This window comes from Variovorax sp. 01N425 (assembly GCF_056399465.1).
Window position 1 is genome coordinate 16,248 of the sequence record NZ_JBFTRJ010000013.1, and the last position, 21,502, is coordinate 37,749.

19 protein-coding genes are annotated in these 21,502 nt (G+C 67.7%); 11 read left to right on the forward strand and 8 right to left on the reverse strand.

Annotated elements, in window-relative coordinates; translation table 11 throughout:
• Positions 1-16 precede the first annotated feature (16 nt).
• The 9 genes from AC1DSC_RS22440 (at position 17) to AC1DSC_RS22480 (ending at position 9,060) form a co-directional block, all read left to right on the forward strand.
• Complete coding sequence (locus AC1DSC_RS22440) at positions 17-454, forward strand: PAS domain-containing protein (RefSeq protein ID WP_436287977.1); 438 nt, start codon at positions 17-19, stop codon at positions 452-454.
• Positions 454-1,704: a formyl-CoA transferase gene (frc, locus tag AC1DSC_RS22445; protein ID WP_015867254.1), complete on the forward strand. Its 1,251-nt coding sequence runs from the start codon at positions 454-456 to the stop codon at positions 1,702-1,704. Before AC1DSC_RS22440 ends, frc begins: the two co-directional genes overlap by 1 nt.
• 153 nt (positions 1,705-1,857) lie before the next feature.
• Positions 1,858-2,241, forward strand: coding sequence for an HAD family hydrolase (locus AC1DSC_RS22450; protein ID WP_423838428.1), 384 nt, complete (start codon positions 1,858-1,860; stop codon positions 2,239-2,241).
• 8 nt (positions 2,242-2,249) lie between these two features.
• Positions 2,250-3,419 (forward strand): ADP-forming succinate--CoA ligase subunit beta, encoded by a 1,170-nt coding sequence (sucC, locus tag AC1DSC_RS22455; protein WP_025569423.1) that lies wholly within the window; start codon positions 2,250-2,252, stop codon positions 3,417-3,419.
• Positions 3,420-3,763: 344 nt separating this feature from the next.
• The gene (sucD, locus tag AC1DSC_RS22460; protein WP_027730507.1) at positions 3,764-4,663 is read left to right on the forward strand and encodes a succinate--CoA ligase subunit alpha; all 900 of its coding nucleotides are present in this window, start codon (positions 3,764-3,766) and stop codon (positions 4,661-4,663) included.
• Between the two features lie 45 nt (positions 4,664-4,708).
• Complete coding sequence (locus tag AC1DSC_RS22465; protein WP_436287976.1) at positions 4,709-5,494, forward strand: fumarylacetoacetate hydrolase family protein; 786 nt, start codon at positions 4,709-4,711, stop codon at positions 5,492-5,494.
• A gap of 42 nt (positions 5,495-5,536) precedes the next feature.
• Positions 5,537-6,550 carry a 2-dehydropantoate 2-reductase gene (locus AC1DSC_RS22470; RefSeq protein WP_436287975.1) on the forward strand — a complete coding sequence of 338 codons (1,014 nt, stop codon included), beginning with the start codon at positions 5,537-5,539 and terminating at the stop codon, positions 6,548-6,550.
• A gap of 77 nt (positions 6,551-6,627) precedes the next feature.
• On the forward strand, positions 6,628-8,043 hold the full coding sequence (pyk, locus tag AC1DSC_RS22475) for a pyruvate kinase (protein ID WP_062365997.1): 1,416 nt from the start codon (positions 6,628-6,630) through the stop codon (positions 8,041-8,043).
• Between the two features lie 69 nt (positions 8,044-8,112).
• On the forward strand, positions 8,113-9,060 hold the full coding sequence (locus AC1DSC_RS22480) for a LysR family transcriptional regulator (protein WP_015867247.1): 948 nt from the start codon (positions 8,113-8,115) through the stop codon (positions 9,058-9,060).
• A gap of 42 nt (positions 9,061-9,102) precedes the next feature.
• Here AC1DSC_RS22480 and AC1DSC_RS22485 read toward each other — a convergent pair whose 3' ends face one another.
• Positions 9,103-9,267: a hypothetical protein gene (locus AC1DSC_RS22485; protein ID WP_018906856.1), complete on the reverse strand. Its 165-nt coding sequence runs from the start codon at positions 9,265-9,267 to the stop codon at positions 9,103-9,105.
• A 515-nt stretch (positions 9,268-9,782) separates the two neighbouring features.
• On the opposite strand from AC1DSC_RS22485, the gene oxlT reads away from it, so the two are divergent.
• A complete protein-coding gene (gene oxlT / locus AC1DSC_RS22490; protein WP_370880718.1) occupies positions 9,783-11,066 on the forward strand; it encodes an oxalate/formate MFS antiporter in 1,284 nt (427 codons plus the stop codon).
• Positions 11,067-11,114: 48 nt separating this feature from the next.
• Here the strand turns inward: oxlT and AC1DSC_RS22495 are convergent, their stop codons facing one another.
• Entirely contained in the window at positions 11,115-11,351 is a 237-nt protein-coding gene (locus tag AC1DSC_RS22495) for a hypothetical protein (protein WP_027730511.1), read from the reverse strand.
• 113 nt (positions 11,352-11,464) lie between these two features.
• Here AC1DSC_RS22495 and AC1DSC_RS22500 point away from each other — a divergent pair, with 113 nt between their 5' ends.
• Positions 11,465-12,331, forward strand: coding sequence for a LysR family transcriptional regulator (locus tag AC1DSC_RS22500; protein WP_015867243.1), 867 nt, complete (start codon positions 11,465-11,467; stop codon positions 12,329-12,331).
• Here AC1DSC_RS22500 and AC1DSC_RS22505 read toward each other — a convergent pair.
• From AC1DSC_RS22505 to AC1DSC_RS22530, 6 genes are all read right to left on the reverse strand, one after another.
• A complete protein-coding gene (locus tag AC1DSC_RS22505; protein ID WP_244883698.1) occupies positions 12,328-12,597 on the reverse strand; it encodes a hypothetical protein in 270 nt (89 codons plus the stop codon). The two genes, AC1DSC_RS22500 and AC1DSC_RS22505, sit on opposite strands and share 4 nt — an antisense overlap.
• Before the next feature lie 109 nt (positions 12,598-12,706).
• Complete coding sequence (locus tag AC1DSC_RS22510) at positions 12,707-16,792, reverse strand: translocation/assembly module TamB domain-containing protein (RefSeq protein WP_436287974.1); 4,086 nt, start codon at positions 16,790-16,792, stop codon at positions 12,707-12,709.
• A gap of 14 nt (positions 16,793-16,806) precedes the next feature.
• Positions 16,807-18,738 carry an autotransporter assembly complex protein TamA gene (locus AC1DSC_RS22515; RefSeq protein WP_436287973.1) on the reverse strand — a complete coding sequence of 644 codons (1,932 nt, stop codon included), beginning with the start codon at positions 18,736-18,738 and terminating at the stop codon, positions 16,807-16,809.
• Between the two features lie 71 nt (positions 18,739-18,809).
• Positions 18,810-19,997: a vWA domain-containing protein gene (locus AC1DSC_RS22520; protein ID WP_015867239.1), complete on the reverse strand. Its 1,188-nt coding sequence runs from the start codon at positions 19,995-19,997 to the stop codon at positions 18,810-18,812.
• A gap of 25 nt (positions 19,998-20,022) precedes the next feature.
• Complete coding sequence (locus tag AC1DSC_RS22525; protein WP_027730514.1) at positions 20,023-20,619, reverse strand: GNAT family N-acetyltransferase; 597 nt, start codon at positions 20,617-20,619, stop codon at positions 20,023-20,025.
• A 19-nt stretch (positions 20,620-20,638) separates the two neighbouring features.
• Complete coding sequence (locus tag AC1DSC_RS22530; protein WP_015867237.1) at positions 20,639-21,493, reverse strand: AAA family ATPase; 855 nt, start codon at positions 21,491-21,493, stop codon at positions 20,639-20,641.
• Positions 21,494-21,502: the final 9 nt, after the last annotated feature.

Sequence of the window (21,502 nt, forward strand, 5' to 3'; positions counted from 1 at the left end):
AGCGCCAGAGGAAAACATGCAAGCGAACGTTGATTTCAAGCAGCTCGTCGAAGGCGCCGGCGACGCGATCATGGTGTGCGATGCGCAAGGGGCGATCACGCTCTGGAACCGCGCCGCCGAGCGCATCTTCGGCTTCACCGAAGCCGAGGCGCTGAGCCAGTCGCTCGACATGATCATTCCCCAGCGGCAGCGCCAGCGGCACTGGGACGGCTACCACAAGACCATGGAAACCGGCATCACCAAGTACGGTGCCGACCTGCTGCGCGTGCCGGCGCTGCACAAGGACGGGCACACGCTGTCGATTGCCTTCACGGTGTCGATGCTGTTCTCGCAGAGTCGTGAAGTCACGGGCATCGTCGCCATCGTGCGCGACGAAACCACCCGCTTCGCCGAAGAGCGTAAATTGCGCGCTCGTCTGCAAGAAGCAGAGGCCACGATCAAAGGAGACAGCTGATGAGCAGCAAGGCACTTGAGGGCGTTCGCATCCTCGATTTCACCCATGTGCAATCCGGTCCCACCTGCACCCAGCTGCTGGCGTGGTTCGGCGCCGACGTGATCAAGGTGGAGCGCGCCGGCGAAGGCGACGCCACGCGCGGCCAGCTGCGCGACATTCCCGGCGTGGACAGCCTCTACTTCACGATGCTCAACCACAACAAGCGCTCCATCACGCTCGACACCAAGAAGCCCAAGGGCAAGAAGGTGCTCGATTCGCTGATCAAGACCTGCGACGTGCTGGTGGAGAACTTCGCGCCCGGCGCGCTCGACCGCATGGGCATCACCTGGGCCCACATCCAGGAGCTCAACCCGCGCATGATCGTGGCGTCGGTCAAGGGCTTTGGCCCCGGCAAGTACGAGCACTGCAAGGTGTACGAGAACGTGGCCCAGTGCGCCGGCGGCGCGGCCTCGACCACGGGCTTCGAGGACGGCCCGCCGGTCGTCACCGGTGCGCAGATCGGCGACAGCGGCACCGGCCTGCACCTGGCGCTGGGCATCGTGGCGGCGCTCTACCAGCGCAACAGCACGGGCCGCGGGCAGCAGGTGCTCGCGCCCATGCAGGATGCGGTGCTCAACCTGTGCCGCGTGAAGATGCGCGACCAGCAGCGGCTGGAGCGCACCGGCACCATGCACGAATACCCGCAGTACCCCGACGGCAAGTTCGGCGACGCGGTGCCGCGCGCGGGCAATGCCTCGGGCGGCGGACAGCCGGGCTCGATCCTCAAGTGCAAGGGCTGGGAGACCGATCCCAACGCCTACATCTACTTCATCACGCAAGGGGCGGTGTGGCCCGCGGTGTGCAAGGTCATCGGCGAGGAAGGCTGGATCACCGACGAGGCCTACGCCACGCCGGCCGCACGCCTGCTGCACCTGAAGCCGATCTTCGCGCGCATCGAGCAATGGACCATGACCAAGGACAAGTTCGAGGCCATGGACATCCTCAACCAGTACGACATTCCGTGCGGGCCGATTCTTTCGATGAAGGAAATCGCCGCCGATCCGTCGCTGCGAGAGACCGGCACCATCGTCGAGGTCGACCACCCGACGCGCGGCAAGTACCTGACGGTGGGCAACCCCATCAAGATGTCCGACAGCCCGACCGAGGTCACGCGCTCGCCGCTGCTCGGCGAGCACACCGACGAGGTGCTGATGCAATTGGGCTACACGGCCAGCGACGTGGCCGCGCTGCGCGCCGACGGCGTCATCTGAACTGAGCGCCGGTTTTTAGAAGGCTGAGGAAAACGCGGGTGGCAATGCCATCCGCGGTGGGAATTCACGGCCAATTATATATAACTTATCGTGAATGCATTCAATAAAATAGTTTAACTATTATTTATCGATCATCGAATCTACATTTTGATCATGCCGATCCGCAAAACATTTGATGCCCGGCATTCAATTTCTAGGAGAAATTTCATGATCGATGATTTGCCAATTCAATACTGGAGCAGCGAAACCGAGCGCAACGCCTACAACGCGGCGTTCTACGAATTGGGATTGCGCTGGCACTGGGACCGCGAAGTCTATTGCCAGCTGCTGCGCGAGAGCCAGGACGGCGTCGAGCGGATCTGCCATTACCTGCGCACCCACCAGCCGCATCTTCTGCGTGCCTACGACGCCAAATTCCTGGCCGAGGTGATCGAGCAGAAGAAGGAAGAGCATCAAAAGCGCGAGCTCGATGCCGGCGCCATGAAAAGGCGCTATTTCAACTGGGCCGAAACCCGCGGCGCCGAACTCGGCGCCTGAAAGCCGCCATGAATATCCACGAATACCAGGGCAAGGACGTATTGCGCAAATACGGCGTTCCCACGCCGCGTGGATATGCCTGCTTTTCGCCCGACGAGGCGGCCGATGCGGCCGCGCGGCTTGGCGGCAGGGCCTGGGTGGTCAAGGCGCAGATCCATGCGGGCGGCCGCGGCAAGGGCGGCGGCGTGCGGCTGGCCTGGTCGGCGGCCGAAGTGCGGCGCCATGCCGACGAGCTGCTTGGCATGACCCTGCGAACGCACCAGACGGGCCCGCAAGGCCGGCTGGTGAAGCGGCTGCTGGTGGAGGAGAGCGTCGAGATCGAAAAAGAGTTCTACCTCGGCATGGCGGTCGACCGCGAATCGCGCCGCGTGGCCCTGATGGCGTCGAGCGAAGGCGGCATGGACATCGAGGACGTGGCGGCGCGCACGCCGGAAAAAATCCGCAAGCTCTTCGTCGATCCGTCCACCGGCGTGAAGGCGGCCGAGGCCGACGGGCTGGCGCGCGACATCGGCTTTTCCGGAAAGCTGCTGCCGCAGGTGCGCACGCTGGTGCAGAACCTCTACCAGGCCTTCGACGCCTGCGACGCATCGCTGGCCGAGATCAATCCGCTGGCGCTCACGCGCGACGGCCGCGTGCTGGCGTTGGATGCCAAGTTCAACTTCGATCCGAACGCGCTGTTCCGCCAGCCCGAGATCGCCGCGATGCGCGATCTCGACGAGGAAGACCCGGCCGAGGTCGAGGCCTCGAAGTTCGATCTTTCCTACATTGCGCTCGATGGCGACATCGGCTGCCTGGTGAACGGCGCGGGGCTGGCCATGGCCACGATGGACGCGATCAAGCTCTACGGCGGATCGCCGGCCAATTTCCTGGACGTGGGCGGTGGCGCGACGGCGGAGAAGGTGACCGAAGCCTTCAAGCTGATGCTGCGCAACCCGAACCTGCGCGCGATCCTGGTCAACATCTTCGGCGGCATCATGAAGTGCGACGTGATCGCGCGCGGAGTTGTTGCTGCCGCGCGCGAGGTCCAGCTGGCGGTGCCACTGGTGGTGCGCATGAAGGGCACCAACGAGAGCCTGGGCAAGACCATCCTCGGGCAGTCGGGCCTTCGGATCATCAGTGCGGACGACATGGCGGAGGCGGCGGGGCTGGTGGTGGCTGCTGCGCGGCGGGGGGCCTGAGGCTATGGAACCCTGCTTTTCTTTGCGTCGTGTTGTTCGTCATTCAGGGCGCGCTCCCGCCGACGGGGTACCTTGCTCCGCGAATGTCCCCCGGCCTGCGGCCTCCTCCTTGATTTCGCTGCGCAAGGCACCCCATCAGCGTGAGCGTTGCAAAGAGCGGTCGTTGATCAGCGGTACACCCGGAGCGTGCCCTGGTGCACAGGGCATCGGGTGCTCCCCGCAGCGAAATAAAGGAGGAGCCGAAGGCGGGGGACATTCGCGGAGGGGAGTACCCGGTGGCCTGTGCACGCGCCTCGAACAAGAACAAAAGCAACACGCAACACGACGTGCGCAGGAGACCTGAAATGTCGATCCTCATCAACAAGCACACCCGCGTCATCACCCAGGGCATCACCGGCAAGACCGGCCAGTTCCACACCGCGATGTGCCGCGACTACGCCAACGGCCAGAAGTGCTTCGTCGCCGGCGTGAACCCCAACAAGGCGGGCAAGTCCTTCGACGGTATTCCGGTGTTCGGCACCGTGAAGGAAGCCAAGGCCGAGACCGGCGCCACGGTGTCGGTGATCTACGTGCCGCCGCCGTTTGCCGCCGCCGCCATTGATGAAGCAGTGGACGCGGGGCTCGAGCTTGTCGTGTGCATCACCGAAGGCATTCCGGTGCGCGACATGATCCGCACCCGCCACCGCATGGAGGGCAGCAAGACCCTGCTGCTCGGACCCAACTGCCCGGGCCTCATCACGCCCGAGGAAATCAAGATCGGGATCATGCCCGGCCACATCCACCAGAAGGGCCGCATCGGCGTGGTCTCGCGCTCGGGCACCTTGACCTACGAGGCCGCGAGCCAGCTCGCGAGCTTCGGCATCGGGCAGTCGACCGTGGTGGGCATCGGCGGCGATCCGGTGGGCGGGCTGCGGCACATCGACGTGCTGAAGATGTTCAACGACGACCCGCGCACCGACGCCGTGATCATGGTCGGCGAGATCGGCGGCAGCGACGAAGAAACCTGCGCGCGCTGGATCAGCGAGCACATGCGAAAGCCGGTCGTCGGCTTCATCGCCGGCGCCAGTGCGCCGCCGGGCAAGCGCATGGGCCACGCGGGCGCCATCGTCTCGGGCGGCAAGGGAACGGCGCGGGAAAAACTGGCAGTGATGAAGGAGTGCGGCATCCACGTGACCGACAACCCGGCCGAGATGGGAAAGCTGCTCGCCTCGCTGGTGATTCCCGACTACCTGCCCTTCGACTGAACTGAACACAGAACCACTCCAACAGAAAGCAAAGGAAGGCGCCACATGCAGCAGCAACAACAGAAACAGCAACGATGGGTCCGTTTCGAACACGGCGGCGAAGCGGGCTTCGGCACGCTCGAAGACGACGCAGTGCACGAGCACCGCGGCAACATGTTCGACCGCCCGGAGCCGACCGGCCGCGTGTTCCTGCTCTCGGGCGTGCGGCTGCTCACGCCCACCGAGCCGACCAAGGTCATCGCGCTGTGGAACAACTTCCACGCGCTCGGCGAGAAGCTCAAGCTCGCGGTGCCAGCCGAGCCGCTGTACCTGCTGAAGGCGCCCAACTCCTACCTTGCGCCCGGCGCGCCCATCCGCAAGCCGCTGTGCGAGGGCAAGGTGGTGTTCGAGGGCGAGCTCGGCATCGTCATCGGCAAGGCCTGCACGGCCGTGTCCGAGGCGGATGCGCTCGGCCATGTGTTCGGCTACACCTGCGCCAACGACGTGACGGTGGCCGACATCCTGAACCGCGACGCGTCATTCCCGCAGTGGGTGCGGGCCAAGGGCTTCGACACTTTCTGCCCGATGGGCCCGGTGGTGGCCACCGGCCTCGATCCCGCCACGCTCACCGTCACCACGCTGCTCGACGGCGAAGTGCGGCAGAACTATCCGATCAGCGACATGCGCTTTTCGGTCCAGCAACTCGTGAGCCTGATCTCCCAGGACATGACCCTGCAACCCGGTGACGTGATCCTGTGCGGCACCTCCATCGGCGTCGGCTCGATGAAGCCCGGCAGCCTGGTCGAAGTGGAGATCGGCGCCATCGGCAGGCTCGGCAACCGCTTCGGCTGAGACCGACCTGCGCCGGAAGAATCAACAACCTTGGGGATCGACATGAAGATAGCAGTCATTGGAGCGGGCGCGATCGGCGGCCTGGTGGGCGCAAAGCTCGCCCTGGCCGGCGAGGACGTGACGTTCATCGTGCGCGGGAAGAATCTCGACGCCATTGCCACCAACGGCTTCAAGCTCATCGGGGCCGATGGCACGGAACAGGTGGCGCGCAACGTCAAGGCCACCGACCGCTACGACCAGGCGGGGCCGCAGGACATCGTCATCCTCGCGATGAAGGCGCACCAGGTCGAGGCGGTGGCCAACGACGTGCCCAGGCTCTTCGGGCCCGAGACCGTGGTGGTGACGATGCAGAACGGCATCCCGTTCTGGTACTTCCACAACCACGGCGGCGCGCTCGCGGGCACGCCGGTGCGCAGCGTCGACCCGAGCGGCCTGGTGGCCGCGAAGATCCCGGCCGAGCGCGTCATCGGCTGCGTGGTGTATCCCGCCTCCGAGCTCACGGCGCCTGGCGTGGTGAAGCACATCGAGGGCGACCGCTTTCCGGTCGGCGAGCTCGACGGCTCTTCGAGCGAACGCGTGAACCGCGTCTCGGCCTGCCTGGGCGCGGCCGGCTTCAAGGCGCCGGTGCTCGACAACATCCGCGCCGAGATCTGGCTCAAGCTCTGGGGCAACCTGACCTTCAACCCGATCAGCAGCCTGTCGCACTCCACGCTGGTCGACATCTGCCAGTACCCGCCCTCGCGCGAGCTGGCCGCCGCGATGATGCGCGAGGCGCAGGCGGTGGCGCACAAGCTGGGCATCGAGTTCCGCGTGACGCTCGACAAGCGCATTGCGGGCGCCGAGAAGGTCGGCAAGCACAAGACCTCGATGCTGCAGGACGTGGAGGCCGGCCGCGCACCCGAGATCGATGCGCTGGTGGGCGCCGTGGTCGAGCTGGCCCGGCTCACCGACACGCCAACGCCGCACATCGACACCGTGTATTCCCTGGTCAAGCTGCTGGCGCGTACGATGGAAGAACAGCGCGGCCGCGTCTGCCTTCACGAGATGGCGGGCTAGCTCCCTCAGGCTGCGCAATCCGGCGCCGAGGGGGCGCCGGTCGTGCGCTGTGATCGATCGATGAAATGGAACGGATGATGCGACGTACACGCAGCGCGAAGATCGTGGCCACGCTGGGCCCTGCCACCACCGACGAACCGGCCATCCGTGCCCTGTTCGAGCGCGGCGTGGATGTGTTCCGGCTCAACTTCAGCCATGGCACGCAGCATGACCATGCGCGCCGCCTCGACACCATCCGGCGGCTCGAGAAAGAGTTCGGCCGGCCGATCGGCGTGCTGCTCGACCTGCAGGGGCCGAAGCTGCGGCTGGGCACCTTCGAAGGCGGCCGCGCGCAGCTGGACGCGGGTTCGCGCTTTCGGCTCGACATGGACGCCGCGAGCGGCAATGCGCGCCGCGCGCCGCTGCTGCATCCGGAAATTTTCGCGGCGCTGCAGGTGGGCACCGACCTGCTGCTCGACGACGGCAAGCTGCGGCTGCGCGTGGACAGCTTCGGCCCCGACTTTGCCGAGACCACGGTGCTGGTCGGCGGCCCGATCTCCGACCGCAAGGGCGTCAATGTGCCGAGCGTGGTGCTGCCGATCTCGCCGCTCACGCCCAAGGACCTGGACGACCTGGCCTGCGGCCTTGCCATGGGCGTGGACTGGGTGGCGCTGTCCTTCGTGCAGCGTCCCGAGGACATCGAGGAGGCGCGCGCCATCATCGGCAAGCGCGCCTGGATCATGGCCAAGCTCGAGAAGCCCGCGGCCATCGACCACCTGGACGCGATCGTCGACCTGTGCGACGGCGTCATGGTGGCGCGCGGCGACCTCGGCGTGGAGCTGCCGCCCGAGCGCGTGCCCGAGCTGCAGCGCCTCATCGTGCGCGCCTGCCGCAAGCGCGGCAAGCCGGTGGTGGTGGCCACGCAGATGCTCGAATCGATGATTGCCGCGCCGGTGCCCACGCGCGCCGAGGTGTCCGACGTGGCCACCGCCGTGTACGACGGCGTGGATGCGGTGATGCTGTCGGCCGAATCGGCCTCCGGAAAATATCCGCTCGAGGCCGTGGCCATGATGGACCGCATCATCTCGCGCGTGGAGGCCGATGCGTCCTACCGCATCGGCATCGACGCCACGCACGAGGCCTCGCTGTCGACCACGGCTGATGCGGTGTGCGCGTCGATGCGCCAGGTGGCCGCGCTGCTGGCGCCCGCCGCCACCGTCACCTACACCTCGTCGGGCTTCACCAGCCTGCGCGCCGCGCGCGAGCGGCCCGCCGTGCCCATCATCAGCCTCACGCCCGACGTGGCCACGGCGCGCCGCATGGCGATGGTGTGGGGCGTGCACGCGGTGCTGGTCGACGACGTGCACGACGTGGCCGAGATGATCGAGTGCGCCTGCCGCAACGCCTGCACCGAAGGCTTCGCGAGCAGCGGCCGCGACGTGGTGGTGGTTGCGGGCCTGCCGTTCGGGCTTTCGGGAACGACGAACCTGCTGCACGTCGCGCGCATACCCTAGGCGGTTCACGCGAGCGGACTCGGGCGCAGGTACGATGCCCGCTCGATTGCAGCAGCCACTTTTTTCCGAATGAAGCACGCGACCCTGCGCCAGTTGAAAGTCTTCGAAGCGGTGGCGCGGCTGCTGAGCTTCTCGCGCGCGGCGGAAGAGCTTCACCTGACGCAGCCGGCCGTTTCCACGCAGGTGCGCAAGCTCGAGGAACACGCGGGCAATGCGCTGTTCGAGCAGTTCGGCAAGAAGATCTACCTGACGCCGGCCGGCACCGAGCTGCTGCAGATCAGCCGCGCGATCATCCAGCAGTTCGAGGCGGCCGAGAACGCGATGCTGCAGTTCAACGGCGTCTCGGGCGGCAAGCTCAACGTGGGCGTGATCAGCGCGGGCGACTACTTCTTTCCGCGCCTGCTGGTGGAGTTTGCGAGCCGGCACCGCGGCGTCACGCTGAACTTCACGGTGCACAACCGCGAAGGGCTCATGACCCACATCGCCGAGAACCTCACCGACCTGGCGATCATGGTGCGCCCGCCGACCGACCTGGACACCGTCAACCAGCCGTTCGCGCCGCATCCCTACGTGATCGTCGCGGCGCCCAGCCACCCGCTGGTGGGCGTGCCGCGCATCCCGCTCGCGCGGCTCATGCGCGAGCCCTTCGTGGTGCGCGAGAAGGCCTCCGACACCTGGCATTCGATGGAGGAGGGCTTCGGCGGCGACCTGCGCGGCATCAACATCGCGATGGAGATCCGCAGCACCGAGACCATCAAGCAGGCCGTGATCGCGGGCATGGGCGTGAGCTTCGTGTCGGCCCACACCATCAGCCAGGAGCTGCGCGCCGGCAGCCTGCGCGTGCTCGACGTCGAGGGCTTTCCGCTGATGCTCAACTGGTACGTGGTGCACCGGCGCAGCAAGCGGCTGCCGCCGGTGGCGCAGGCCTTCAAGGACTTCCTGCTGGCCGATGGACCCGCGCTCATCTCGCAGATCGTGCCGTTCGAGAGTCCCAACGAAAAAGAGCGCGGCGAGTAACTCGCGCGCGCTCTTCGATGAGAGTGAGTGGGCTGCTGCGGCTCAACGCTGCACGGCCGCCGAACGGCGCTGCATCAGCGCGGCGCGTGCGGCCTTGTAGAAGATCACGATGGGCATGGCGGCGAACAGCTCGCGCATCGCATCGTTGGCGGTCGACGACGAGGCGGGTGTGCGGAAGGCGCTGGAATTCAGGGTGGTGTGGCTCATGAGAGGCTCCAGGAAGATTGAATCGAAAAGGCTGAAGGGATTACCCTCGATTTTAGGGTTTACCCTAGACGAGCGCAAACGCGATTTTTGCGTTTCTTGACCTAGGTCAATTTTTTCGGACGCAAACGGGTCCTACATGCGCGGGCTCCTGCAGCGCCTCGCGGGGCCTTCCGGCAGGCGCGCAACGCGCGTCGGCACGCACCCAACACCCCTTCGCGAACCATCGAAACTTCGAACCCGCTAGGGATACCACGGGGGTCTCGCGAGAGCGCGATTCGTATGAACTTGACTGCGGTCAAGAGTTTTTGGGTCGCTCGGTCCGACAGTCATTCACGCGCAGAAACTGGCGATCCCACTGCCGTGTAGCGATGTCAAAAAAAGCCTCGTCGCCTGTCGATGCGCATCGATCGCTCGACTGATTGCTCCGTATTCGCAGCCTGTCGGAATTCAACGAAAACACTTAGGACAACTCCATGACCCGGCCCACCTCCACGATCGCAGGTTCCAATCCTGCGATGTATTCCCCATCCGAAACCTACGGCACCGGCGCGACCCGTTCCGAGGCCTACCGATGGGGCCAGCTGCTGATCGGCATCGTCTGCATGGCGATGATCGCCAACCTGCAATACGGCTGGACGCTGTTCGTCAATCCGATCGCGGAGAAGCACGGCTGGAGCCGCGCCGCCATCCAGGTGGCCTTCACCATCTTCGTGCTCACGGAAACATGGCTCGTGCCGATCGAAGGCTACCTCGTCGACCGCTTCGGCCCGCGGCCGGTGGTGCTGGTGGGCGGCATCCTGTGCGGCCTCGGCTGGGTGATCAACTCGGTGGCTTCCACGCTGCCGCTGCTCTACATTGCGGCGGCCATCGGCGGCATCGGCGCGGGCGCGGTGTACGGCACCTGCGTGGGCAATGCGCTCAAGTGGTTTCCGGACCGGCGCGGCCTTGCGGCCGGCATGACGGCCGCGGGCTTCGGCGCGGGCTCGGCGCTCACCATCATCCCTATCTCCGCGATGATCCGCACCAGCGGCTACGAGGCGGCGTTCCTGTATTTTGGGATCGGGCAGGGACTCATCGTGTTCCTGCTCGCATGGATGCTGACCCGCGCGCCCCACCACGCGAAGGCATCGAACAGCCGCAACGTGCAGCAGGCGGGCCGCGACTACGCGCCCTCCGAGGTGCTGCGCTCGCCCGTCTTCTGGGTGATGTACGCGATGTTCGTGATGGTGGCCGCGGGCGGCCTCATGGCCACCGCCCAGCTCGCGCCGATCGCGCAGGACTTCAAGATCATGGACGTGCCCGTCAACATCATGGGCCTGGTGCTGCCCGCGCTGACCTTCGCGCTGGCGATCGACCGCGTGCTCAACGGACTCACGCGGCCCTTCTTCGGCTGGGTGTCCGACAAGATCGGGCGCGAGCAGACGATGTTCATTGCGTTCGCGCTCGAGTCGGTGGGCATCCTGATGCTCTATCACTACGGCCACAACCCGATCCTCTTCGTGGTGCTCACCGGCATCGTGTTCTTTGCCTGGGGCGAGATCTACAGCCTCTTTCCTTCGACCTGCGCCGACACCTTCGGCTCCAGGTACGCGGCGTCCAACGCCGGCATGCTCTACACCGCCAAGGGCACGGCCTCGCTGCTGGTGCCGCTGTCCAGCGTGCTTGCGGCAGCCACCGGCAGCTGGCAGGCCGTCTTCATTGCCGCGAGCGCGGTCAATGCGGCTGCGGCGCTGCTGGCCTGGTTCGTGTTGCGGCCGATGCGGCGCAAGCACATCGAACAGAGCCGGCTTTCTTCGTAGTCTGTTCATGGTTCGCGCGGCAGGCCAACAGCCGCGCCGCACGCCGCCTCAGCGCAGGCCGATGCGCGAGGCGCGCGAGCGCAGCAGCTCGGCCTGCGCGGGATCGGTCGGCTCGATGTCGTCCGCCGCAACCTGCAGCGCGCGCATCTGCTCCACCTCGCCGATGATCTTGTTCGGGCTCAGCAGGGCCTCGACCAGCATCAGGGTTTCGTCGAGCAGCCCCTTGAAGGCGTCGGCAAGGCTTTCGGCGGCACCGGCATGGAATGGTTCGCGAACGGTGGACATCGATGAACTCCTCGTTGCTTGGGATGCCTTCATCTTGGGCCCGCGTTCGCATCAAGTAAAACGATATTAATTGCCAGTTGAGTGCAAAATTTATGCACTCAAAAGGATGCGGCATGGACATCAACCTGGCCCGGACTTTCCTCGAGATCGTGGACACGCGCAGCTTCCAGCGCGCCGCCGAGCGGCTGCACGTCACGCAGACTTCGGTGAGCGCGCGCGTGCGAACGCTCGAGGAGCTGCTGGGCCGGCCGCTTTTCGTGCGCAACAAGGCGGGCGCGGTGCTCACCGCGGCCGGCGAGCAGTTCCTGCCGCACGCCACCATGCTGGTGCAGGTGTGGGAGCGCGCGCGCCACCAGGTGGCGGTGCCCGTCGGCAGCCGCGCCGTGCTCGCGATCGGATGCGAGATCAGCCTGTGGGATCCGCTGCTGCTGCAATGGCTGCTGTGGATGCGCACGGCCGCGCCGCAGCTGGCCATCCGCACCGAGGTCGGCTTTCCGCACGACCTGCTCGACAAGGTGGCCGCGGGCGTGCTCGACATGGCCATTGCCTACGCGCCGCAGCAGCGGCCCGGCCTGCGCGTGGAACTGCTCATCGAGGAGAAGCTGGTCATGGTCACGACCGCGCAGCACCCGCGCGTGCCGCGGCCCGCGGACTATGTGTATGTGGACTGGGGCCCGGAGTTCGCGGCGCAGCACGGCCTCGCGTTTCCCGAGCTCTCCAACGCCGCGGTGAGCGCCGGGCTCGGGCCGCTCGGGCGCGAGTATCTGTTGGCCGCGGGCGGCACCGGCTACTTCCGGCACGACGTGGTGCGCAGCCACCTCGAGTCGGGCCGGCTGCGCCGCGTGCCCGGCACGCCGGAGTTTCTTTATCCGGCCTATGCGGTGTATGCGGTGGGAGCGGACGCGGCCATCGTCGATCCCGCGCTTGCGGGCCTCAGGCAGGTGGTCAAGGCGAAGCCGGAGGTCCAGGCGGAGGCCTAGCCGGCCAGCATGTGCCGCGCGCGCTCCACGCGCTCTTCATGCGACTGAAGCAGCGACTCGTAGTACAGGCACAGCGGCATGGCAACGAACACCATGCCCGCCACGTAGACGATCAGGCCCATCAGCGGAAAGTCGTCGCCTCCCCAGTAGGGAAGGGACGCCACCGCGGCGCCAGCTGCAATGACTGCAATCACGCACTGCAGCGCGTGGCGCAAGAACGTGGTTCGCGAGTAGCCCGGCGGGTCGTACTTCTGACGGTCCAGCATGGAACACTCGCCCTTGTCTCCTTCACCGTGCATCGTCGTTCCTTGTTAGAAGGGCGTTAACGATTTTTAACCCTGTGAATTACCGCGGTCAAGGCGGCAGACCCGCAGCTCAGTCGTACTTGAGCGTGTAGATCAGGTCGAGCCCGCTGGTCTGGCCGGCCTGTCCGCGCAGCGTGAGGCGCTGCGTCAGGTCGTAGAAGATGAAGATGGTGCCGAAGGTGCCGCCCAGGCTGCGTTCGTAGGTGAGATAGAAGTCCTTCGACAGCCGCTTGCCGAGCGTGACCGCCGATTCGCGCAGGTCGCCGCCGCTGCCGGGGCCCTTGAAGCCGAGTTCGTCCAGGCCGAAGCGGCTGGCCAGGCTGCCGCCGCTCGTGCCCTTGCTGACGTGGCCGATCAAAGCGAGCGCCGCCTGCTGCAGCAGCGCCGATTCGCCGCCGCTGGTGGCCGAGGCGCGGCCGAGCACCACCCACGAGAGCGTCTCCGCGTCGGACAGCGCGGGCTCCGAATAGAGCTTGACGCGCGGCGACTGCGCGGTGCCCGTGATCTGCACGCCGGCGCGCTGCGAGATGTTGGGCCGGATCGCCAGGATGTCGAGCGCGGGATTGTCGAAGGGCCCGTTGAAGCGGGCCACGCCGGTTTCCACGTCGAGCTGCTGGCCGTAGGCGCGGTACTGGCCCTTCACGGTCTTCACTTCGCCGGTGATGCGCGGCGGCGCATCGAGGCGCGTGCTGCGGATCTCCAGGTCGCCCTCGAGCCGGGTGGTGATGCCGCGCCCCTGCACCGCGAAGTCGTCGCCCAGGTCGAAGTTCACCACGATGTCGGGCGGCTTCGCGGTCTGCGGCCTGGCGGCCTGCGCCTCGTTGCGCGCGGCATCGCGCTGGGCCTGCTCGGCCATTTCGCGGTCCTTGGCGGCGGAGCGCACCACCACGTCGGTGCCCAGGCTCGGCGCGGTCTCGTCGGGAAGGATGATCACCGCGCGGTCGGTCTTGAGCTTGCCGCGCACGCTGAACTGGCCGCCGTCGAGGCGCGCCTGCAGGTTGCCCGAGAGCGTGAGCTGCCGGTCGGTGCGCACCAGCACGCGCAGCGCGCGCAGGTCGGCCTGCAGCGCCATGCGGATGCCCGTGCCCGAGGCGCCGGCCGCGCCCCAGGCCATGTCGCCGCGTGCCGAGAGCGAGCCGCCATCGCTCGCGGCCTGGCTGGCCGCGGTGCTGCGGTTGCCGCTCTGGCCGCCGATGCGCACCGTGCTGCCGGCGCCGCCCTTGAGCGTGAATTCGGTGATCTCGATGCGCTCTCCGGTGAGCGTGGCGCGCAGCCGGCCGTCGCGCAGGTCGAGCCCTTCGACCGGCGCGCGCAGCGCGAGCTTGTCGGCGCCCAGCGTGCCGTTCCAGCGCGGCGCTGCGCGGTTGCCCGAGAGCGCGGCATCGGCGTCCAGCGTGCCCGCCACGCGCCAGCCGGGCGGCGCGAGCATCGACCACACGCCAAGGTTGGGCAGCGTGGCCTTGATGTTGCCGGCCAGCGGCGCATCGGGCGCCCATTGCCAGCCGCCTGCGCGCTGCTGCATGCGCGTGTTGAGCTCTGCACCGATCTTGCCCGCGCGTTCGCTGTCCCAGGCCAGCGTGGCGCGCACGGCCTCGCCCTGCGCATCGAGCCGCAGTTCGGCCTGGCGCAGGCCGGCCGGCGTGCTGGGCGCGGTGCCCTGCGCGGTGGCGGAATTCATCGTGCGCTCGCTGGCCGTGCCGGTGCCGCGGCTCGTGATGCGCGTGACCAGCGCGGCCTCGCCCGCCTGCACGCGGATGTCGCCGCTCTGGCGTGCGATCCGCGCATGGGCGCGCAGGGTGTCGCCGGCGTCGATGTCCCAGTCGCCGTCGAACACGAGGTCGCCGCTCACGCCGAGCTCGTTGAAGGTGGCGCTGGCGCCGAAGGCCTCGGCCCAGGCCATCGGAAGGCCCTGCAGCTTGCCCTTGGACTGCAGGCGGAAGGCCTGGTCGGGCGCCGCGCCGCTCCGGGTGAAGCGCAGCGGCTGCCATTCGATGCGCACGGTGCCAGGTGCGGGGCCGCGCAAGGTGGCGGCGGCTGCGGAGGCTTCGAGATCGAGCCGGCTGCTGCTGCCGCTTCCGCTGGTCTTGAGGGTGGCGGTGAGCTCGCGGCCGAGCTCCAGCGTCCAGGGTGCGCTGGCGGTGGCGGGCCGCGCGCTGTCCTGGGCCTGCAGGCGCAGGCTGGCGAGCGCTGCGCGCCACTGGTTGGGCCCCGCAAGGCCGCCGCTCGCGCGCGCATCGAGCGTGAGCTTCTGCGTGCCGGTGCTGGCTTCGCCCTGCAGCGCCAGCGTGGCCTGCGCCAGGCTGCCGGCAAGGTCCGCGTGCAGGTCTTTCAGCTCGACCGTGGTGCCCGCCGCATTGCCGTTGCCATCGGCCGCCGGCATGTGCAGCGTGAGGCGCGGCACGCCCAGTGTGGCCTTGAGGCTGGGCTCCGCAATGCCGCGCTGGGCCGGCGCATTGGGGTTCTCGAGCCGGCGCTGGATCGTCTGCCAGCCGCCCTGCCAGCTGGCGTCGAGCTGCGCGGAGCCCTTGGCGGACTTGCCCGCGAACAGCTTCGACATCTGGGGCAGGCCTTCGATCCAGCGCTGCACGGCTTCGGCGTCGTCGATGCGCGCCTTGATCTCGCCGGCCCCCTGCGCCGGTGCGATGCGGCCTTCGAGCTGCGCGCCGCCGCCCGGCAGCACGAGGTCGAGCTTGCCGCTCGCGGCCTGCTCGGCCACGCGCACCTGCAACCGGCCCCCGATGCTGGCGTGCTCGGCTTCGACGCGCAGCGTGCGCAGGTCCAGCACCTGGTTCTTCCACTGGCCCTGGGCGAGCACGCGGTCGAGGCCGAAGCCCGGCATGGCCGCGCTGCCGGCACCGCCCTGGGCCCGCAGCGCAAGGTCGAAGCCGATGGTGTCCTCGCGCTGCTGCGCCGTGGCCGTGCCGTTGATCGGCGCGCCCGACAGCTCGCTGTGCAGCAGGCCGGGCCGCACGCCGCGCACGGTGGCGCGCGCCTGCCACGGCGCGGGCGCGGGGCTCCAGCGGCCTTCGGCGTCGATGCGGCCGCCGCCGGCGCGCAGCGTGGCTTCGGGAATCGTCCAGCTGGTGCCGTCGAAGCCCACGCGTGCCTCGAGCTGTTCGAGCGGCAGCGCGCCCTTATCCCAGGGCCCGGGCAGCGCGTTGCGGATGCTGGCCGAGGCCTGCCAGGCGGCGGGTCCGGTGGCCGCGTCGGGCTGCAGCGCCACCGTGCCGGTCAGCCGGGTGCGCGGTGCGCCGGGCCAGAGGCTGGCCGCATCGACGTTGCGCAGATCGGCCTTGGCATCGATGACGGGCTGCGGCAGCCAGGGCGCGACGTTCGCCTGCAGCTTTGCTCCCATGGGGGCCTCGGCATCGGGCTCGGCCGGCTTCAGTTCGGCGGCCACCTGCAGCCGCGCGCCGGTGCCGGCAAGCGTGCCCTTGATGGCGGCCTGGGCCAGCACCTCGATGCTGCGGCCTTCGGCCAGCGGTGCCTTCACGCGGCCGTCGAGCGTGGCGTCGAGCGCCATCGGCGCGGGCCCTTGCAGCTTGACGCGCGCGCTGTAGTGGCCGTCGGCAATGTCGACGCCCTTGACCTCCAGCCGATGCTCCGCGCCGGTGTAGCGGTAGCTGCCCGCGAGCTGGCTGGCCTGCAGCGCAGGCGGGCCGGTCCAGCGCAGTTCGTCGATGCGGAACGGCAACTCGACCTCGATCGGCAGCGCGAGCTGTTCGAGCGGCTCGGTGGGCGTGTCGCTCGGCGGGCCGCGGCGTTCGATGAGCAGGCGCGCCGCATGCACTTCGCCGAGCTGCAGCTTGCGCTGGAACAGCGGCGCGAGCTGCCAGCCGACGCTTGCCTCCTGCACCTCGACCGCCAGCTTGTCGCTTTGCCAGCGCAGCCAGCCGATGCGCCCGCCGGTGCGCAGCGAGCCCGTGACCTCGCGGCTTTCGAGCGTCTGGCCGGCGGGCAAATAGCGCGCGGCCTTGGCGAGCGCGAAGGCCAGCGACTGGTTGGAGCCGATCCACCACCACGCGGCCGCGCCGACCACGAGCACCAGCGCAAGCAGGCCCGCGAACATCCATCCCAGCGCACGCAGCGCGCGCCGCGTGCGCGAGCGCCGTGCGCGTGCGGGCGGCGTGGACTGGGGTTCGGCGTCGGTCTGCATCAATGGGTGAGCGTTCAGAAAGTGAAGCCCAGGCGAAAGTGCAGGCGGAACTTGCGCGTGTCCACGCCGTAGGCAAGGTCGGCCTGCACCGGCCCGACCGGGCTGCGCCAGCGCGCGCCCACGCCCACGCCGACCTTCGGCTTGAGTTCGCCGGGCTTGTCGGCCACGGCACCGGCGTCCACGAACACCACGCTCTCCCATTCGGTGAGCTTGTCCTTGTGGACGAAGGGCCGCTGCCATTCGGCGCTCACGACGCCCAGGTAGCGGCCCGCCACGATCTGGCCGTCGCTGCGCACGGTGCCGATCTGGCGGTAGCTGTAGCCGCGCACGGTGGTGTCGCCGCCGGTCAGGAACATCAGCGTGGAGGGAATCTGCGCGCTGTCCTTGGCGGATACCGCGCCGGCTTCGGCGCGCAGCTGCAGCCGGCTGCGGCGCGCCAGCGTGTCGGCGTCGCGGTCTTCGGCGAAGCCCAGCGGCAGCACGCCGAGCCAGCGCGCATAGGTGCGCGTGAAGGGCAGGCGCTCGCCGGTCAGCGTGTAGCCGGCGCCCAGTTCGAGCGCCAGGCCGAAGCCGCGCGTGGGCGCGGCGTTGTCGTCGAAATAGCGGCCGGTCCAGCCCCAGTTGGCGGTCACGGCGGAGGCCGAGGGCGGGGCGTTGATGCCGCGGTTCTGCGCATAGTCGTACTGCAGGAAGTAGCTGCGGTCGATGTGGCCGCTGGACTTGCTGCGCCCGCTGCGCAGCCGGCCGCTGTCGACCACGTAGCTGCCCGAGGTTTCGCTCTTGAGCCCGGCGCCTGCGAACCAGCGCCATCCGCGGTCATCGGGAATGGCGTTCCACTCGGTGCCCAGCGACTTGATGTCGCGGTCGACCGACAGCCGTGACACGGCGCGCCAGCCGAGCAGTGGCAGCCGGTTGTGGATGTGGTCCACCGACAGCCGCGGGCCGTTGTCGGTGGTGAAGCCGGCGCCCAGCACCACCTTCTGCATCGGCGCTTCGCGCAGCTGCGCGATCACGGGGGCGGCCAGCGGCGTGCCGCTCTCGGTGTCGAGCGTGAGGAACACCGAGTCGTAGTAGCCGCTGCTGGCCAGGCGCTGCTGGGCATCGAGCAGCTTCTGCTGGTCGTAGTCGGTGCCGGTGGGGAGCTGTGCGATGCGGCGCGCGCCGTCGGCGTCGTAGCGCTCGGTGCCGCGCAGCACGAGCGGGCCGAAGCGGTAGGCCGGGCCCGACTGGTAGGTGACGCTGAGCCGCGCCTCGTGCCGGTCGGCATCGACCTCGGCGCGGCTCACTTCGACGCTGCCGGTGGGAAAGCGCCTGGCCGTGAGGCTGCGCAGGGCAATGGTCTTGGCGTTGTCCCAGCCCTGCTGCGTGAAGGGCTGGCCAGGGCGCAGCGTCCAGCCGGTGCGGATCGAATCGCGCTGGGCCTCGGCCGTGGGGTCGTCGGCAATCGCGCCGCCGTAGCTGATCTGCACGTTGCTCACGCGCGTGAGCTCGCCCGGCTCCACCGTGATGACGATCTCGCGCGGCGCCTTGTCGCTGGCCGGCGTCTCGTTGAGCTCCAGCGTCAGCGTGGGCGTGAAATAGCCGAGCGTGCCGAGCAGTTCGCGCGCATTGCCTTCGGCCGCCACCATGAGCCGCGAGATCTCGGTGGCGCCCAGGTCGTCGAGCGTGCGGTAGCGCTGGATGTCCAGGTGCAGCGTGAGGTACTCGCGCACCGTGTCGGGCCCGCGCACCTCGACGGTGAAGGCGTCGCGCCGCGGCCCGCTCCGCTCGCCGTCCTTGCGGTCCGCATCGGCGGCCGCGCCATCGCTGCGCACCAGCGCGGGGGTGGCCGTGTCCTGCGCGCTGTCCTTCTTCGGCAGCAGGCTGCATCCCTGCAAGAGCAGGACGCCGCAAAAAAGCAAGGCCGGCAACCACGCCGGCGCAATGACTGAAACCACCCTGAGCATGGGCGGATTTTGACAGCAAGGCGGGCCGGTTCCGTAAGCATCCGGAAACAGTTCCGGGCTTCGCACCGGCCTTACTTAGAAAGCATTCGCATTGCTTCTTCGAGGCCGCGCAGCGTGAGCGGGTACATGCGGTTGGACATGAGCTGCTGCATCACCGCGATGCTCTGGCGGTACTGCCACACGCCCTGCGGCTCGGGGTTGATCCAGGCGAACTTGGGGAAGGTGTGCGTGAGGCGCTGGATCCATTCGGCGCCGGCTTCCTCGTTGTTGTATTCGACGCTGCCGCCGGGCTGCAGGATCTCGTAGGGGCTCATGGTCGCGTCGCCGACGAAGATGAGCTTGTAGTCCTTGTTGTACTTGCGCAGGATGTCCCAGGTCGCGAACTTCTCGGAGAAGCGGCGCTTGTTGTTCTTCCACATGAAGTCGTAGACGCAGTTGTGGAAGTAGAAGAACTCCAGGTGCTTGAACTCGGTCTTGACGGCCGAGAACAGCTCCTCCACGCGCTGGATGTGCTCGTCCATGGTGCCGCCCACGTCCATCAGCAGCAGCACCTTGACGTTGTTGTGGCGCTCGGGCCGCATCTTGATGTCGAGGTAGCCGGCATTGGCCGCGGTCGAGTGGATGGTGTCGTCCAGGTCCAGCTCTTCCTCGTGGCCCTCGCGCGCGAACTTGCGCAGCCGCCGCAGTGCCACCTTGATGTTGCGCGTGCCGAGTTCCTGGCTGTCGTCGTAGTCTTTATAGGCGCGCTGGTCCCACACCTTCACGGCGCTCTTGTTCTTGCCCGCGCCGCCGATGCGCACGCCCTGCGGGTTGTAGCCGCCGTGGCCGAAGGGCGAGGTGCCGCCGGTGCCGATCCACTTGTTGCCGCCCTCGTGGCGCTCCTTCTGCTCCTCGAAGCGCTTCTTGAGCGTTTCCATGAGCTCGTCCCAGCCCATCTTCTCGATCTTGGCCTTTTCCTCGGCCGTGAACTCGCGCTCCAGCGTCTTGCGCAGCCAGTCGAGCGGCACTTCCTTGGTGAAGTCGGCCAGCATCTCCACGCCCTTGAAGTAGGCGGCAAAGGCGCGGTCGAACTTGTCGTAGTGCTTCTCGTCCTTGACCAGCGCGGTGCGCGAGAGATAGTAGAAGTCGTCCAGGCCGAAGGCGCCGTCGGAGTTGGGCCCCACCACGTCGGCCTGCAGCGCCTCGAGCAGCGTGAGGTATTCCTTGACCGAGACCGGCAGCTTGGCCGAGCGCAGCGTGTAGAAGAAATCGATCAGCATGGTCGGGCTTTCCTTGGGCTTCTCTTCAGCTTCGCGGCTTGTCGAGCAGGTAGAGCAGCTGGGCCTTCACCTCGGGCCACTCGCCCGCGGCAAGGCTGTACATCACGGTGTCGCGGATGGTGCCGTCGCGGCGCATCGCATGGCCGCGGATCACGCCGTCCTTCTTGGCGCCGAGCCGCTCGATGGCGCGCTGCGAAGCAAAGTTGAAATTGTCGGTGCGCCAGCCCACCACGTTGCAGCCGAGGGTATCGAAGGCATGCGTGAGCATGAGCAGCTTGCAGGTGGTGTTGACGTGGGTGCGCTGGCAGCGCCTGGCGTACCAGGTGTAGCCGATCTCCACGCGCTTCACGGCCGGCAGGATGTCGTGGAAGCTGGTGCTGCCGAGCACGGTGCCGGTTTCGGCCTCGGTCACGGCAAACGCAAAGCGGTGGCCGGCCTCGCGCCCCTGCAGCGCGGTTTCGATGTAGGCGCGGGTTTCGTGCGGCTCGGGCACGGAGGTGACGCGCAGCTTCCAGAGCTCGCCGTCGGCCGCGGCGGCGCGCAGGCCCTCTTCATGATCGAGCGAGAGCGGCACCAGCGCGAGGTCGCGGGCCTTCAGCGTGACAGGTTCGACGAACGCCATTTCGCGGGCCCCGGAGCAGTTATCGGTTATTGCGCTGCATGAAGACGAGCTTCTCGAACAGGGTCACGTCCTGCTCGTTCTTAAGCAGCGCGCCCACCAGCGGCGGCACGGCGACCTTGTCGTCCTTGCTCTGCAGGGCCTCGAGCGGAATGTCCTCGGCCACCAGCAGCTTGAGCCAGTCGAGCAGCTCGGAGGTGGAGGGCTTCTTCTTGAGGCCGGGCAGGTTGCGCACGTCGTAGAAGGTCTTCATCGCGGAGGTGAGCAGCTCCTGCTTGAGGCCGGGGAAGTGCACCGCCACGATGCTCTTCATCGTTTCCGCGTCGGGGAACTTGATGTAGTGGAAGAAGCAGCGGCGCAGGAAGGCGTCGGGCAGCTCCTTCTCGTTGTTGGAGGTGATGAACACCACCGGCCGGTGCTTGGCGCGGATGAGCTCGCGCGTCTCGTAGCAGTAGAACTCCATGCGGTCGATCTCGCGCAGCAGGTCGTTCGGGAATTCGATGTCGGCCTTGTCGATCTCGTCGATGAGCAGCGCCACCGGCTGGTCGGCCGTGAAGGCCTGCCAGAGCACGCCCTTGACGATGTAGTTCTGGATGTCCTTGACGCGCTCGCCGCCGTCCACGTCCGCCAGCTGCGAGTCGCGCAGGCGGCTCACGGCGTCGTATTCATAGAGGCCCTGCTGCGCCTTGGTGGTCGACTTGATGTGCCACTGCAAAAGCGGCAGCCCGAGCGATTGCGCCACTTCCTCGGCCAGCATGGTCTTGCCGGTGCCGGGCTCGCCCTTGACGAGCAGCGGGCGCGTGAGCGTGATGGCGGCATTGACGGCCAGCATCAGGTCCTGAGTGGCGACGTAGTTGTCTGAGCCCTTGAATTTCATGAGTGAACG

What these genes read in the sequence shown, in the direction of transcription:
- AC1DSC_RS22440 (WP_436287977.1), top strand. Translation starts at nt 17, where the DNA reads ATGCAAGCGAACGTTGATTTCAAGCAGCTCGTCGAAGGCGCCGGCGAC.
- frc (WP_015867254.1), top strand. Translation starts at nt 454, where the DNA reads ATGAGCAGCAAGGCACTTGAGGGCGTTCGCATCCTCGATTTCACCCAT.
- AC1DSC_RS22450 (WP_423838428.1), top strand. Translation starts at nt 1,858, where the DNA reads ATGCCGATCCGCAAAACATTTGATGCCCGGCATTCAATTTCTAGGAGA.
- sucC (WP_025569423.1), top strand. Translation starts at nt 2,250, where the DNA reads ATGAATATCCACGAATACCAGGGCAAGGACGTATTGCGCAAATACGGC.
- sucD (WP_027730507.1), top strand. Translation starts at nt 3,764, where the DNA reads ATGTCGATCCTCATCAACAAGCACACCCGCGTCATCACCCAGGGCATC.
- AC1DSC_RS22465 (WP_436287976.1), top strand. Translation starts at nt 4,709, where the DNA reads ATGCAGCAGCAACAACAGAAACAGCAACGATGGGTCCGTTTCGAACAC.
- AC1DSC_RS22470 (WP_436287975.1), top strand. Translation starts at nt 5,537, where the DNA reads ATGAAGATAGCAGTCATTGGAGCGGGCGCGATCGGCGGCCTGGTGGGC.
- pyk (WP_062365997.1), top strand. Translation starts at nt 6,628, where the DNA reads ATGCGACGTACACGCAGCGCGAAGATCGTGGCCACGCTGGGCCCTGCC.
- AC1DSC_RS22480 (WP_015867247.1), top strand. Translation starts at nt 8,113, where the DNA reads ATGAAGCACGCGACCCTGCGCCAGTTGAAAGTCTTCGAAGCGGTGGCG.
- AC1DSC_RS22485 (WP_018906856.1), bottom strand. Translation starts at nt 9,267, where the DNA reads ATGAGCCACACCACCCTGAATTCCAGCGCCTTCCGCACACCCGCCTCG.
- oxlT (WP_370880718.1), top strand. Translation starts at nt 9,783, where the DNA reads ATGTATTCCCCATCCGAAACCTACGGCACCGGCGCGACCCGTTCCGAG.
- AC1DSC_RS22495 (WP_027730511.1), bottom strand. Translation starts at nt 11,351, where the DNA reads ATGTCCACCGTTCGCGAACCATTCCATGCCGGTGCCGCCGAAAGCCTT.
- AC1DSC_RS22500 (WP_015867243.1), top strand. Translation starts at nt 11,465, where the DNA reads ATGGACATCAACCTGGCCCGGACTTTCCTCGAGATCGTGGACACGCGC.
- AC1DSC_RS22505 (WP_244883698.1), bottom strand. Translation starts at nt 12,597, where the DNA reads ATGCTGGACCGTCAGAAGTACGACCCGCCGGGCTACTCGCGAACCACG.
- AC1DSC_RS22510 (WP_436287974.1), bottom strand. Translation starts at nt 16,792, where the DNA reads ATGCAGACCGACGCCGAACCCCAGTCCACGCCGCCCGCACGCGCACGG.
- AC1DSC_RS22515 (WP_436287973.1), bottom strand. Translation starts at nt 18,738, where the DNA reads ATGCTCAGGGTGGTTTCAGTCATTGCGCCGGCGTGGTTGCCGGCCTTG.
- AC1DSC_RS22520 (WP_015867239.1), bottom strand. Translation starts at nt 19,997, where the DNA reads ATGCTGATCGATTTCTTCTACACGCTGCGCTCGGCCAAGCTGCCGGTC.
- AC1DSC_RS22525 (WP_027730514.1), bottom strand. Translation starts at nt 20,619, where the DNA reads ATGGCGTTCGTCGAACCTGTCACGCTGAAGGCCCGCGACCTCGCGCTG.
- AC1DSC_RS22530 (WP_015867237.1), bottom strand. Translation starts at nt 21,493, where the DNA reads ATGAAATTCAAGGGCTCAGACAACTACGTCGCCACTCAGGACCTGATG.